Source organism: Martinezella dioscoreae (assembly GCF_009176305.1).
Lineage (GTDB): Bacteria > Pseudomonadota > Alphaproteobacteria > Rhizobiales > Rhizobiaceae > Rhizobium > Rhizobium dioscoreae.
The window spans coordinates 121,682-135,741 of sequence record NZ_BLAJ01000006.1 but is presented as its reverse complement, the minus strand read 5'-3'; the positions used below and the strand labels follow the sequence as shown (position 1 = coordinate 135,741).

Genomic DNA, 14,060 nt, shown 5'->3' with positions numbered 1-14,060 from the left:
GCCAGCCGCCGAATTATCGAGTATGTATGAATGGGAAATTGGAGGAAGAGCCAATCAGGCCGCCTCCAATTCACCAGCTGCGCGCTCTGAAATAGTGATTGAAAAAATCCTGGAAGGCATCAGGTTGGACACAGTGCCTGAGGGTGCTGATTACGCTGGAAGGGAGCTCCACAAGGGGCGCGCCTCAATCCATCCGCTGTCCACCGGCTTCGAACCGGAGCTGATCGATGACATCCGGCGCCTCGTTCGCAGGCCACCCCGCACGTAGAGCCGCGGCGACCAGGCGAACTTCCACTTCCTGCTCCAACCTAAGAAAGAAACCCTCGATCACTTCTTTTGCCGTCACGACGTAATCGTCATGTGGTGCAACGTCAAGAATTCTTGCAGCCTTTGGCAAAGTACTCTCCAGTCAAGTTGAGCGACCGTTTCAAATGGCTTGAGTGCAGTCCGGACTGCGGCTTAGGGGTTTTCGCCAGTCCGTGCGAAAGTGCGAGGTTTAGCCCCCTCGCCGCTGGCATCGTGCTTACCTTTGGTTTTCTCGGAAGAGGACCGTGATGATCGACGAGCGCCACCATCCGGCAGGAGGCCAGTATCGATAGTCGGATATTCGGTTGATTCGCGCGAACGGGTTGAAGGGCTTTCGCGGCCTGCCGCCGCCGCTCGGCTCGGCGTCAGCGACAGCGCGCCAATTGAACAGCTAAAGCAGGTGGCCGAGACCGGGAGCGTAGTCACAGGAGCAAGGCGCCGCGCCATTCGCCAAGCCCAAGCCCAAGCACTGGCGCAGAAAAGCTGCGGGGCGCACGATCTCTTGCGGCGCTTTTTTCCGGTTCATAAGCAACTCATTTTGCAGGCGGTAGATATCGGGAAGTGGTTTGATCACGCCCCACTCTTCTCGAGGACTTGCGAAAAGGCTATCGCGGCCCTATCGGGCGCACGACCACGGACTGGCCATATCCTTGAACGTCGATAAGATTGTATTCCATAGTCTGCGCGACGATAGCAAAATGCTCGGACGCCTTTAGGCGCTTGAGGTGGGCGATATCTGAAACTCCTCCGAGAGCCAAAGCAGGCACGAATCCGTAACATTCTCCAGTTTCGAGAAATCCGAGCTTCTTAGAAGCTCGCTTGAATAGTGGTTTGCCGACTCCGTCCTCAAAATCCAGCGCCTGATCCGATAACCAGAACGGTACTGAAACCGCATTGGCAGCCGCCGCTCCTGCAGGCTGCCCCTTCACAAAATTCTTCTGCGTCAAACGGCCTTCGTAAACACTGATATTGCCGTATCCATAATCTTTCATCCAAAAGAAAATAACTCCAAAAGCAGAATAAGCAAAAGCATGGCAATTGTTGTGCGAAAAATCTCTGTCAGCACCGAAAATAAGCGCTAGGACTCCCCTCATATCATCGGGATGGCACGATTGAATAAGCCCTTCACGCAACACCGACCGACCAATGTCAAAGCAAAAATCGGCGACTTGGTCCGGAAAAGATTTCCGAAGTGCCAAACGTTCCTCTTCCGTAAACGAGGCGTTCGAAGCCGGTTCTCCAAATTTGCGTATTATGTCTTCATAAAGCTTGTTCATATCAAATATACCTTAGCATTTCTTTAGATGAACTTTCATCTTTTCTTTTCCAAGTCCATTTTCTTTCATTTCACGAGCATAATCCTCGAGAGATTGTGATCTACGCCCCTTCCACTGCGAACCTAGAGAAGAATTAACTCCTTTGTCTCCCAATCCAGAAATATCGCTGGGATCACCGCCGGCGATAATATCAAGCCGATGTGTTGCCGCAAGTTGCGACATCTCGTCAGCAACCTTGTCTGCTGCCTCCTGACCAACAATACCATCCTGTGCAAGCTCTTCCATTCTGCTGCTTTCGTAGTCGCGTCGCGCCTGTGTTTGAGCATTAAGATCTCTAAGCGGTGATGTACCGCCTGCGTCTCGAATAGCCTGCCGCCGTTGGAGCAATGTATCAGCATCGATGTCTTTGAGTGCGTCCATTTGCTCATTAAGTTGTTTATCAAACTCTTCATCGGAGAGGTGCGGCGGCTTCTTAAAGCATTCAACGTCTTTCTCTGGAATTACACGCGTACTCCGCGCTCCATCCTTCCCCTCCTCCTCGGCCTTGCGAGCTCGCTCCGCCTGCCTTTCCTTCTCCCTGATCTCCTCTGCTTCTTTCCTGAGTTTTTCGGCCTTTTTCAGATCGCCCAGTTCCTCCGCAACCTCGGCGGCCCTCTCAAGCATCTTAAGCTTTTTCAAGGGGTTGACGACCTCGACTGCGAGGCCAACGACCGCACCGGCTGCGCCAGCAATACCGTGCTTCTCGTACCCCCCTTCAACTCCCTGCCAAGCCCCGACGGCCTGATCTTTCACCCAGCCACCCGTCGCCTTTGCGCTGCCGACCGGATCGTTCCAGACCTCACCAGCCACATGCGCCGCGCCGCCGGCAATGTTCTTCGTGCCCTGCCAAATCTCTGCGCCTGTCGGAATACTATCATAGGCAGATTGCGCGTCCCGGCCGATCTGAGAGGGATCATGCCACCATTCGCCAACTTTATTGAATATTCCCTCACCGGTGGAAGCTGTACCCGATGTTGCAGTCATCCCTTTCCAAAAATCGCCACCCGTATCTTTGGCGGCATCCCACCAGCTTCTATTCTGGCTATCATTGCCGTCGGGTGGCAGACTCACTTCCGTGGATTTTACATTGACATATTCGCCAGGGCAGTTGCCGTTGTTCAACGTACAACGATCCGTATGGCGCTGTACCGGTATGCCGTTTGCTCGCACGATATTGGACGAGGTCACCGGCGTTACGACGTTTCCCACAGTGCCTGATTTTACACCCAGTCCCGTTCCAGGCTGATCTCCATAAGTTGCTGTGAATTGTGAATCGGAGCGCTTGATAACCTTCCCGTTGGATTTCACATCCGGGGAGTAATTCTGTTTATCGTCGGCCTTGCCCCATACCATGTAGGGCACGGGTGCAGTTGGTGAACGACAAACATCCGGCGACAGGCAAACCGCAATCGCGGAGCTGTCATCGGGAATGAATTCCGGGGGCGGTGGAACGGCTGCCGTCGGGCTTATTCGAGGACCTTTCGTGGCTTGCTTGCTGTTGTCCGACAGCAAACTACTATTGGGATCGATCCGTACATACTCCAGAGGCTCTGGCTCTGGAGGCGTTTCTGCAGGCTGATTGCCGGCCATTAGCTGACACCTTCAGAAAGATTGACAACAGTCATCCTGGGCAGCCCGCGACGCTCCGGCCAGGGAAAGCCGATCCGCCAGGTCAGGAAAACGCGCCCCACACCGGGCCTCATGTCGAAATGGACGCCGTCGAGCACCATGGGGCCACGCGCCGGGCCTGTACCCCGATCGATTTCAATCTGAAGGCCAACGCCAGGCAGGCGACCATGGAACATCTTTAATCCCGGCAGGAGGTGATCTAGCTCAAAGGCTTCGTCGCCCTGCAGCCAGGGATTTGCCACCAAATCCGGATGCGCCGCCTGCCAGAAAGAGAAATCGAAATCATGTGGTAGCAGAGGATGCCTTTCGTTCAGCCAGGCATCGTCATAGGTACCGGCTTTCCGTATCCGATCCTCCCAGAATGGCGAAAGCGGACCGAGACCTGCAGGCGCCGGCCTATCGTCGACGGAGCGAACCGGTTCGTCTGCATCCTCAATCTGCGGCGCCGGCCATTCCGATCTTTCACGGTATTGGTCCTGATCGACAAGCCCGATCCCAAGGGGGTTCCGTTCGAATATCTCGCCGTTCTCAATCCTGCCGCCGAACGCTAAACGCCAATCAATGGGCACATAAGTCACAGGCTCTCCCGTAGTCAGATCCCACCCGTCAAGCGCATCCTCTTTCTCCTTGTCGATCAGTCCACGCCACGTCTTGCGAGTCTTCGCCCGCCAGACACGAGGCCCATGGACGCGCAGGCGCTTTTGCACGGACCCAACTTTCAGGCCGCAGGTCCAGGACGACGCCTCGACACGGCCTGGCGCAAAGGCAGCTCCGACAAAAGTTACATCCGTACCCGGCTTGAATGGCGCCAGATCGGTGCAAGCCATCTGCGGTGCCTCATGCGGATCGCCGTCATAGACATCCGACATGACCAATGGTTGCTGATTGTCGTCCAAGACCAGCGGACCGTCCTTTGTCAGTTTGAACGTGCCTCTGGCGACAACAACCCCTAGCAAATCCCCCGCCAAATTATATTGCCGGAAAGCGAGTGCCGGAAAAGGTGTGCGATTGTCTACCGACATGGCGCCTCAGCCCTGCGCTGTCGTATCCGACGATGTCGGCGAAGCTTCGGCGAAGCCGCCGCCGGGCTTGTTGAGATCGACGACCTTGCCGTTGATCTGCGTCGGACCGGATGCAGTAAAGTTGAAGTGCGTCCCCAGAATGATGACCGTGCCGTCCTGGCGCATGATGAATTTGGAGGCGCCGCATTCTATGACGAATTCGTCGCCCACGATCACTTTCTTGAATTTTCCGACCTTTTCGAGGGACGTCTGACCGACATGCGTCACCTTGCTGACGCCGATCTGCTCGGCTCTTGCAATGCCGATGGTGTCCGATTTGAACGACCCGACGACGGTGTTCATGATGCCCGGAAGTGGAAAGAGGCCGCTTGCCGCTTCGCCCAACCCACTGCCGGAACCAGACAGATTCGTTCCTGCATCCGCCCTCGGATTTGGCCCCGAGACCACGCCTTCGCGGCTGCCAAGCCCACCCAATCCAAGGAAGCCCAAGGCGGAGGAGGCAATAGTGCCGGCGAATGCGGCAAGTCCCTCCCCACCCCCGCCCGCGATCTGACCTGCCTGTGAAAGCAATCCGGCCGTCTGCCCCGAAAGTCCCTGCACCGCCCCCATCAACGCCATGGCCATCGGCCCGGTACCGCCCACAACCGTATTCACCGATCCACCGATCTCGTGCTTCTGGTTACCGCTCACTTCGACCGCGCGGTTGCCGCCGATGGAGGCGACTTCGTGGCGGTCGACGCGTTTGGTACGGTCGTTGCGCACGCGCGTCGTCTGGTCCTTCTGGGCGTGGAAGAACATGTTTTCGCGGCCGGCATCGTCCTCGAAGGTCATCTCGTTGAAGCCGGTGCCCTTATGCGTATTGGAGCGCAGCACCATACGGGTCTTGTTGGCAGGTAGGTCGTAGGGCACGCCGTTGCTCGGGTTCGGCACCACGCCCGTCACCAGCGGCCGATCCGGATCGCCGTCGATGAAGGCGACCATGACTTCCATGCCGATGCGCGGGATGACCTGGCCGCCCCAGGTGCCGCCGGCCCAGCTCTGGGCGACGCGCACCCAGCAGGTGTCCGATCCATCCTTCTTGGCGCGGCGGTCCCAGGGATACCAGAGCTTGATGCGGCCATATTGATCGGGATGGATTTCCTCACCCGAAGGACCGGCAACGATCGCGACCTGCGTGCCGCGGATGCGCGGCCGTTCGGTTGTGCGATGCGGCGTCATTGCGACTCGCGACGGCACCGCTTCGAATTCGTTGGTATATTCCGGCTGATCCGCATTGGTTTCGTAAGAGGGGTCGACCGCATAATGGGTGGCGCGAATGATAACATGCTCTTCATAGACATGTTCGGGATGCGCCACTTCGTAAGGCGTAAATCGCCGGCCGGCCTCTAATATGCGCGATGACGATCGGCCGACGACCCGATTATGGTCTGCCTCGCTCGCCTGCATGCGCAGCTTCTGCGCCCTCTCGGCTTCCGCAACGGATGAAATGCGGGCCGGATATTCGTAAAGCTCGCTTTTCATCGCGCCCGGCATCTGCACCAATGACGGCGTGGTCGTGCCCGGCACCATTTGCGGCGTTTCGAAATTCCAGTCGGCGCCGGCGCGCTGGCCTGGAACATAGGCGTAATGCTTCGCCCAATCGCTGATGTGGTTGCGGTCTGTCGAGCCTTGGGCAAGGCGCACGCGCCCCTCTCCCTGCGCCGATGGAGACGGGCCGGCCCATGAGTTGGCGCCATCGGCGACATGCAGCCGGTGGCTGCCCTCCTCATGCGAAAACCAGTAGAAGAGACCGTCTTCCTCAAAGCGGCGGGTCAGATAATCTAGATCCGTTTCGTTCCACTGCACGGAATAATGCTGTGGCGGCGGCGGTGTGACGACACCGGACACATCCGGGGCGGGAATCCCGTGTTCGGAAAACAGCGTTTCGACGATATCGATGCTGGTCTTGTCCATCCAGATGCGGCAATCCGATCGCTGTGATAGCAGCCACATCTGCGGCTTAATCACCATCGAGTAGGAACGCAGGCCGCGCGTGATCGGCGGCCCCTCCTGAAGCGCGGTGACCAAGCCGTTGAATGGACGGCGAACGCCATCGCCACCGTCTTCATCCTGCTGGACCTCCAGGGATATATCGATCAGGCGACCGATCAGCTCCTCCGGCTTGATGACTTCACGCTTGGCGCGTACGGAGAGGCGGATGTCGAAAAGCGACGAAACGCCTTCCGTGATCATCACTCGCTCCGGCAGGAGTTGGTCCGTTCCAAGCGGTGAGGAAACCCTGAGGTTTCGGGTCGCCTGGATGAAATCATTGGCCGAGGGCTGATCGTTCATCTGCGCTTATCCTACCAATGAGCTTGCCGACCCTACGGTGCCGGTACTGCCGATCTGCTGTTTGCGGCCGCCAACGAGATAGACGATTTGGAACAAAGTGCCGTTCGGCAGCGTCTCGTGCATGCCCGGGCCATAGAGTACCTGCGGGGTCAGGATCTTGCCGATATCGGCGCGGTTCGGCACTGTGCCAAGCAGATAGGCACCGCGCGCCATCAGGACCCGTGTTTCGCCGTCGGTGACGGAATAATTGAATTGCGCAACGAACACCGAATGATGGTTGGTATCCATCTCGCGAATGATATGCGCCTCGTTGTTGCGCAGCCATCGCTGGAGCCAATGCGTCAGCGACATCTCGTTGGCTTTTTCGGAGAACATCCGGAAAAGCGATGCGGCGGCTCCCATCGCCTGACCACGCGCCGCGAATTCGCGCGGGCCGCTTTGATAGGAAAAATAGTCGTAGGACGGCCCGCGGCCTGCACGCTTCACGGGCGGAAGATCGGCCTGCTTCACGGGCTCCATTTGCAGTGCCGCTGACGAAACGGAAAAATCTACCATGGCGACCTCTTTTGAGGGACGTTTGCCGAAACATGCCGATCGCGCCAAAACACGATCTGGCAGCGGACGCGCTTCCGGCGCGCTGATGCCAGCGCGCCGGAAAACGATACTGATGTTAGGCAGCCTTGGTCGTTGCCAGGTCGTAGGATGCGATCATCGGCGACTGCGGCGTCTGCGAGTCGTCGTAAGGCGTGTACTTCACTTCCATCTTGGTGAAGTTGAGCTTGATCGTCTCGACCGGGCGGTCGCCGTTGGAATCGACCGAGTAGCTGGCGATCAGCGTGTTGGTGAGCGTGTACTCGATGTAGGTATCGCCCGGGTTGCCGGTCGTTACCAGATGGATCACGGCCTGCTTGCCGGTGCGGCCCGAGCATGCTTCCTGGAACAGCTTCGTCGACGAGGAATCGCTGACCTTGGTCAGGATAACTTCCGAAACGGTCGGCTCGGAAGCCTCGCGGTTGGCAGCCGAACCGGCTGACGTCTTCATGTTGCGCGAGACATTCCAGTGGATGACTTCGATGTCCATCCACTTCTTGTGCTGCTCGTGGGTTGCGTCACCCTGAATTCCGTCGATCTGCAGATAAATCGGCATGCTCTGAACTCTCCTGTTGAGATTTGAATTCGCCCTGTCGCTGCAGGGCGGGGTTACCCTTCCGTCTAATGCCGCATCCGGGCGCTGTGTTCGTCCGGGGCTGCTTTATTCGCCGTGCCGCCTTCCTCGGGGCCAGCGAATTCGTGGTCGCCCACCGGATCCTCCTCGATGAGAAAGCGGTGATCGTGAAAGCTGATGGTGATGCCGCCAACCTTGCGCCCCTGCGCAACCGCGTCGAGGAAGAAGGTCGAAAGCTCGGGCAGAAGATCGCGGCCAATCATGGTTTCGATGGCACGCGCGCCCATCTCGCTCGCCTTGGCGCGGCCAACCAGCGCCTCGCGGGCTTCGGGGGCGAGCGAAACGATTGTGCCGTACGAGGCGGCGACGCGATCACGGATGCGGCCGATCTGAATGTCGACGATCCCGCTCAACGTCTCGCCGTTCAGCGGCATGAAGGGCAGAACGGTCGTGCGGCCGATGAAGGCCGGCTTGAAGTGTTTCTGCAATTCGGGAAGCAGTAGCGCTTCCAGCGCCTCGCCCTCAGGCAAAGTTTCCGGGTCTGCCGCCAGAGCCGCCAGCAATTCCGAGCCGGTATTGGCGGTCATCACGATGGTGGTGTTCTTGAAATCGATGTCCCGGCCCTCGCCGTCGCGCAGCGTTCCCTTGTCGAAAACCTGGTAAAATACTTCCTGGACGCCCGGATGCGCCTTATCGATCTCATCCAGTAGCAGCACGCCATAGGGACGACGGCGGACGGCCTCGGTCAGGACGCCGCCCTCGCCATAGCCGACATAACCGGGGGGAGATCCGAGCAGCAGCGAAACCTTGTGCTCCTCCTTGAACTCGGACATGTTGATGGTCGTCAGATACTGGCTGCCGCCATAAAGAAGATCGGCCAGCGAAAGCGCCGTCTCGGTCTTGCCGGTTCCCGACATGCCGACGAGCAGGAAGACGGCGGGCGGACGACGTGGGTCGGAAAGGCCGGCGCGGGCGGACCGCATAGCGGCCGAAATCCGTGCGATCGCGTTATCCTGTCCGAGCACCCGCTCCTTCAGCCTTGCATCGAGCGTCTTGACCGTTTCGACCTGATCGGACAAGAGCTTGCCAACGGGAATGCCGGTCCAGCGCGCGACGATCCCGGCGATCACTTCCTTGTCGACCACGCGGGGAACCAACGGCGTTTCGCCAGCAACGTCGGCAAGACTGCGCTCGGCCTGTACGAGGGCCGCGCGATTGACCTCGACGGATAAGCCATTGGGCGGGAAAAGAGCAACGTTGCCGCCGCGCTGGCGAATGCCCTCTTCCACCTGCTGATCATCAGGACCGCCGAGCGCGGCTTCGATGCGATCGGCCTCAGCCGATAGCCTGATTTCAGCGTCGAGCTTGGCCTGTAGCCGTTCGATCTCACCTACCACCTCGCCCTTTTCGCCCTCGATGATCGCAAGACGCTCGACGATATCCGGGGTCGGCGGCTCGGCGGAAAGCGCGGCGGCTTCAACCTCGAGCATCTGCTGCTCGTTGCGCAATTCCTTGAGCGCCTCGGGAACGGTCTGCCGGGCCAGCGAGACGGCTGCCGCGGCGGTATCGATGAGGCTGATCGCCTTGTCGGGCAATTGCCGCGCCGGGATATAGCGCGCCGAGAGGCGGACGGCTGCCGCGAGCGCCTCCTCGCGAATGCGTACCTTGTGGTGAGCCTTGAAGCTGCCGACGACGCCACGCAACATGCGGATTGCCGTTTCTTCGTCGGGCTCAAGCACCTGAACGACCTGGAAGCGCCGGGTCAGCGCCGCATCCTTCTCGATATAGCGCTTGTATTCGCTCCATGTCGTGGCCGCGATCGTCCTGAGCTCACCGCGCGCCAGCGCCGGTTTCAGAATATTGGCGGCATCCCCCTGCCCGGCCTGGCCGCCGGCACCGATCAGGCCATGTGCCTCATCGATGAACAGGATGATCGGTTCGATAGAAGCTCGCACAGCCGCGACAACGCCATGCAAGCGGCGCTCGAACTCGCCTTTCACGCCGGCGCCAGCCTGCAGCAGGCTAAGATCGAGAAGAAGAATCCGTACCGGCTTCAGCATGTCAGGCACGTTGCCGGCCTCAATTTCCAGCGCCAGCGCCTCGGCAACGGCAGTCTTGCCGACACCCGCTTCGCCAACCAGCATCGGATTGTTCTGCCGGCGGCGCATCAGGATATCGATCACCTGGCGCAGCTCGCGATCACGCCCGATGACCGGATCGATACGACCAAGTCTTGCATCCGCCGTCATATCGCGTGTGTAGAGGCGCAGGAATTCGTTCTCGCCGGCGGCGGTAACGGTTTCGGAATTCTCTGACAATGACGATGCGCCATCGGAAGCGGAAGTCGCGTTCAATTTTTTTTCGAGCGCGTTGCGATCAAGGCCGCGCAGCGAAGGCGCCATGCCCCGCGCCATGATTCGCAGCGACTGGTCGTCGCTCAACGCGGTCAAAAGATCGGCGAGCGTGATGTGGCTCCGCCCACATTGGAGCGACGCGACAAGCCATGCCTCGCGCATCAGAGCGAGCAAATTTTGAGAGAGCACCAGTGCGGCACCATCGCCTCTCGGCAGGTCGGCGATGGCGCTATCAAGCTCGGCGCGGAGCGCCGCGGAAGAAACGCTAAGCTCTTCAAACAAAGAGCTAACTTCGGATACATCCAGCAACGACAATATCCAATGTGCGACATCGACATTCGCATGGCGATCACGTGCTGCGAGCGACGCCGCAGCCTCGAGACCGACGCGCAATGCTGGCTCAAGCGTTCTGATCAGACGATTGAGATCGATGTTCGACACCTAGAAGTTTCCTCCCTCTGGTTACATTTCAACCACACGCTCCAAATCGCGGCAACAACTAGGGCGGTTATTTCCATACGTCCAGATGGACTACAAAAAATTTTTCATGTGGTCAAAAAATGGAATCGTCATAAATCTGTTGCAGAATAGACATGGTTGACAAAGGAATATATCGATCTAACTATCACGCCCTCTAACGATGTAGTTCATGATATGGAGTTAATTCCCTGCTGAACGTTCGCGACATAGAAAATCCATTTGAAGAAAACGCGCCTTGCGGAGAAAATATTCGCAATAATACTTCTATGCGCGAAATATACTATAGAATAAAGGATGCAAGAAACCAGGCTCGCGCGGCGGAACGAGGTATATCTCCGGGCGAAAATATTAGCATTTCGCCTCTTTGGACAGATGTCAGCAATCTCGGATTGCAGATTATTTCTTCAAAAAGTAAGGACCTCGAAGTATTAGCATGGTTGGCTGAAGCGGAATTACGTCTGCGCGGTTTCGAAGGGTTGCGGGACGTCTATCATGCAATCGCGTCGCTTTTGGACAAGCATTGGGAGAAATTTCATTCCGTCGGCGTCGACGATATCGAGGAACGACTTGCCCCGCTTTCGGGCCTCAATGGCATCGGCGGCGAAGGAACCATCATCCAAGCGATCAGGTTGTCGCCGCTCATTCCTGGCGTGAAATTCGGCCAGTTTTCCCTCTGGGACTTTCAGCTGTCGCAACGGCCCAACGAAGTGAAGCGGCGTGACGAGTTAAATCAGGCAGTTCTCGATGCAGGCACGACGGCGATGAGTTCGCATCTTGAAACGGTCAATGGCTGCATTGCCGCCTTCGACCGGCTCGTATCCATCCTGAACGAGCGCTGCGGGCAGATGGCACCGCCGAGTTCCAATACGCATAATGTTCTGCAAGAGGCGGCCTTGGCGCTTCGCTCTCTCGCCGGCATCGAATCGTCTGAGGCCGTGGCTGCGATGGAACCGCAGCCGGAGGACGGCGAGCAGGCGCAAACACGTCCGCGCGCGTTGAGCGCTGAACAGATCGGCTCGCGCGAGGAAGCCTTCGAGCTGCTGCTTGCCGTCGCGCGCTACTTCCGCCGCACCGAACCCCACTCTCCGATCTCGATGTCAATCGAGACGATGGTCAGGCGCGGCCGCATGGATTTTTCCGAACTACTGGCCGAATTGCTGCCAGAACAGCAGGCTCGCAACGCCGTGCTGACGGCGGCAGGCATTCAGCTGAAATCGAATAAGAATGGGTGAGAAATACAACCATCCTCTGAACTTTTTGCAACCGGCCCTTTCCAAAGTCGAGTTGCGCCACATCTGTAGAGCGAATTTGCCGCTGGCATGGAAGGAGAAACTTTATGGCGAGTGTTCACGAAAAGCTCGAGCGAGTGCGCAAGCCCAGGGTCCACATCAAGTATGAAGTGGAGACCGAAGGTGCGATGGTCGTCAAGGAATTGCCTTTCGTCGTCGGCGTTCTCGGCGACTTCTCGGGTAACCCGACCCAACCGCTGAAACCGTTCGGCGAGCGCAAATTCGTTCAGATCGATCGCGATAATTTTGATGACGTCATGCGGCGCATGACGCCCGGCCTGAACATTTCTGTCGAAAACACGCTGGAGGGCGACGGCTCGCAGCTTCCCGTCTCGCTGAAATTCGAAAGCATGCGGGATTTCGAACCGGGTTCCATCGTCAGTCAGGTCCCGGCGCTCAAGGCCCTCCTCGATGCGCGCAACCAGCTCCGCGACCTCATGAGCAAGGCCGACCGTTCGGAAGAGCTGGAGCGGCTGCTGGAAGACGTGCTCCAGAACAAGGCTGATCTTTCCAAGCTGATGTCCGAGCTCGGATTGGCCGAAAAGCCCGCCGCAAGCTGATCGTCGTCGGCGATCAGCCTAAGCCGATCGCCCAGTTTCGTTTCAAGCGGCCGATAACGACAGATTTGAACTCCATCGGTATCGCCCGCATTTCCGCAAGGATCGAAAAATGAGCGCTGAAAGCCAACTGAAGACCAAAGAGGCCGAGTTCGCGCCCGAGGAAAATCTGCTGTCGCAGATCGTGGCGGCCACCAGGCAGACCGAGCCCGATCGTGCCCAGGATCTCCTGAGGACGCTGACCGATCAGGCCCTCAAGGGCACCGTCACCTATGACCGCAACCTGACGGTAACGCTCAACAAGGCGATCGCCGAGCTCGACCGGAAAATTTCACGTCAGCTTGCCGCGATCATGCAATCGCCTGAATTCACCAAGCTGGAAGGCAGCTGGCGCGGCCTGCAATATCTCGTCAAGAACAGCGAGACCAGCGTCAACCTGAAAATCCGTGTGCTGAACGCTTCCAAGCGGGATGTTTCCAAGGATCTCGCAAAGGCGGTAGAGTTCGATCAGTCGCGGCTCTTCAAGTCGATCTACGAAGACGAATTCGGCACGCCGGGCGGTGAGCCCATGGGCGCCCTTATCGGCGATTACGAATTCGACAATTCCTTCGATGACGTGCAGACGCTGCAGGCGATTTCGTCGATCGCAGCCGCCGCTTTCGCGCCGTTCATTTCGGCCGCAAGCCCGCGCATGTTCGGCTTCGATGACTATCGCGAACTCGCCCGTCCGCGTGACCTGGAAAAGATCTTCGAAACGGTCGAATATGCCAAGTGGCGCAGCCTGCGCGAGAGCGAGGATTCGCGCTTCGTGACACTCGCCCTCCCCCGCGTGCTTGCCCGCATGCCCTATGGCCCGAAGACCAATCCGATCGACGACTTCGCTTTCGACGAAACCGATCATTCGAAGACCGGCGAACTCGAACATAATTCCTACTGCTGGATGAATGCAGCCTACGTGATGGGAACGCGGCTGACGGATGCCTTTGCGCAGAGCGGCTGGTGCACGGCAATTCGCGGCGCGGAAAACGGCGGCAAGGTCGAAAACCTGCCGATGCACATCTTCTCGAGCGACGATGGCGACCTCGACCTCAAGTGCCCGACCGAAGTCGGCATCACCGACCGTCGCGACGCCGAACTCGGCAAACTGGGCTTCCTGCCGCTCTGCCACTACAAGAACACTGATTACGCCGTGTTCTTCGGCGCGCAGACGACTCACAAGCCGAAGGTTTACGACAAGCCTGAAGCAACGGCCAATGCCGCGGTTTCCGCGCGCCTGCCCTACATGATGGCCACCTCGCGCTTCGCCCATTATCTGAAGGTCATGGGACGCGACAAGATCGGCTCCTTCATGGAAGCGCAGGATTGCGAGAACTGGCTCAACCGCTGGATCGCCAACTACGTCAACGCGAACGACGATGCAGGCGAGGAATCTCGCGCCAAATATCCGCTGCGCGATGCCAAGGTGACCGTCCAGGAAGTTCCGGGCAAGCCGGGCTCCTACAACGCCGTCGCCTGGATGCGCCCCTGGCTGCAGATGGAAGAGCTGACCACCTCGCTTCGCATGGTCGCGCGCATTCCGAGCAAGAACTAGGAGGGGCGGCGCGGCGATCT

General features: G+C 58.4%; 11 protein-coding genes. 3 read left to right on the top strand and 8 right to left on the bottom strand.

What is annotated here, in order from left to right; all coding sequences use genetic code 11:
• Positions 1-184: 184 nt before the first annotated feature.
• The 8 genes from GDN47_RS23580 to tssH all read right to left on the bottom strand — a co-directional run bounded on the left by GDN47_RS23580 (position 185) and on the right by tssH (position 10,564).
• A complete protein-coding gene (locus tag GDN47_RS23580; protein WP_152094369.1) occupies positions 185-397 on the bottom strand; it encodes a hypothetical protein in 213 nt (70 codons plus the stop codon).
• Positions 398-911: 514 nt separating this feature from the next.
• On the bottom strand, positions 912-1,583 hold the full coding sequence (locus tag GDN47_RS23575) for a T6SS immunity protein Tdi1 domain-containing protein (RefSeq protein WP_152094368.1): 672 nt from the start codon (positions 1,581-1,583) through the stop codon (positions 912-914).
• Between the two features lie 12 nt (positions 1,584-1,595).
• The gene (locus GDN47_RS23570) at positions 1,596-3,212 is read right to left on the bottom strand and encodes a PAAR-like domain-containing protein (protein WP_152094367.1); all 1,617 of its coding nucleotides are present in this window, start codon (positions 3,210-3,212) and stop codon (positions 1,596-1,598) included.
• Positions 3,212-4,273: a DUF2169 family type VI secretion system accessory protein gene (locus GDN47_RS23565; protein ID WP_152094366.1), complete on the bottom strand. Its 1,062-nt coding sequence runs from the start codon at positions 4,271-4,273 to the stop codon at positions 3,212-3,214. The genes GDN47_RS23570 and GDN47_RS23565 overlap by 1 nt, the downstream gene beginning before the upstream one ends.
• 6 nt (positions 4,274-4,279) lie before the next feature.
• Positions 4,280-6,604: a type VI secretion system tip protein TssI/VgrG gene (gene tssI, locus GDN47_RS23560; RefSeq protein ID WP_152094365.1), complete on the bottom strand. Its 2,325-nt coding sequence runs from the start codon at positions 6,602-6,604 to the stop codon at positions 4,280-4,282.
• A gap of 6 nt (positions 6,605-6,610) precedes the next feature.
• On the bottom strand, positions 6,611-7,159 hold the full coding sequence (locus GDN47_RS23555; protein ID WP_113352219.1) for a hypothetical protein: 549 nt from the start codon (positions 7,157-7,159) through the stop codon (positions 6,611-6,613).
• A 115-nt stretch (positions 7,160-7,274) separates the two neighbouring features.
• Positions 7,275-7,751: an Hcp family type VI secretion system effector gene (locus GDN47_RS23550; RefSeq protein WP_069613675.1), complete on the bottom strand. Its 477-nt coding sequence runs from the start codon at positions 7,749-7,751 to the stop codon at positions 7,275-7,277.
• 65 nt (positions 7,752-7,816) lie between these two features.
• The gene (gene tssH / locus GDN47_RS23545) at positions 7,817-10,564 is read right to left on the bottom strand and encodes a type VI secretion system ATPase TssH (protein WP_152094364.1); all 2,748 of its coding nucleotides are present in this window, start codon (positions 10,562-10,564) and stop codon (positions 7,817-7,819) included.
• A 230-nt stretch (positions 10,565-10,794) separates the two neighbouring features.
• Between tssH and tssA the strand changes: the two genes are divergently transcribed.
• The 3 genes from tssA to tssC all read left to right on the top strand — a co-directional run bounded on the left by tssA (position 10,795) and on the right by tssC (position 14,040).
• Entirely contained in the window at positions 10,795-11,835 is a 1,041-nt protein-coding gene (tssA, locus tag GDN47_RS23540) for a type VI secretion system protein TssA (RefSeq protein ID WP_152094363.1), read from the top strand.
• A 104-nt stretch (positions 11,836-11,939) separates the two neighbouring features.
• A complete protein-coding gene (gene tssB / locus GDN47_RS23535) occupies positions 11,940-12,452 on the top strand; it encodes a type VI secretion system contractile sheath small subunit (RefSeq protein ID WP_069613678.1) in 513 nt (170 codons plus the stop codon).
• Between the two features lie 109 nt (positions 12,453-12,561).
• On the top strand, positions 12,562-14,040 hold the full coding sequence (tssC, locus tag GDN47_RS23530; protein ID WP_095437909.1) for a type VI secretion system contractile sheath large subunit: 1,479 nt from the start codon (positions 12,562-12,564) through the stop codon (positions 14,038-14,040).
• Positions 14,041-14,060 lie beyond the last annotated feature (20 nt).

Coding starts and splice junctions, on each gene's coding strand:
- GDN47_RS23575 (WP_152094368.1), bottom strand. CDS start 1,583: ATGAACAAGCTTTATGAAGACATAATACGCAAATTTGGAGAACCGGCT.
- GDN47_RS23570 (WP_152094367.1), bottom strand. CDS start 3,212: ATGGCCGGCAATCAGCCTGCAGAAACGCCTCCAGAGCCAGAGCCTCTG.
- GDN47_RS23565 (WP_152094366.1), bottom strand. CDS start 4,273: ATGTCGGTAGACAATCGCACACCTTTTCCGGCACTCGCTTTCCGGCAA.
- tssI (WP_152094365.1), bottom strand. CDS start 6,604: ATGAACGATCAGCCCTCGGCCAATGATTTCATCCAGGCGACCCGAAAC.
- GDN47_RS23555 (WP_113352219.1), bottom strand. CDS start 7,159: ATGGTAGATTTTTCCGTTTCGTCAGCGGCACTGCAAATGGAGCCCGTG.
- GDN47_RS23550 (WP_069613675.1), bottom strand. CDS start 7,751: ATGCCGATTTATCTGCAGATCGACGGAATTCAGGGTGACGCAACCCAC.
- tssB (WP_069613678.1), top strand. CDS start 11,940: ATGGCGAGTGTTCACGAAAAGCTCGAGCGAGTGCGCAAGCCCAGGGTC.
- tssC (WP_095437909.1), top strand. CDS start 12,562: ATGAGCGCTGAAAGCCAACTGAAGACCAAAGAGGCCGAGTTCGCGCCC.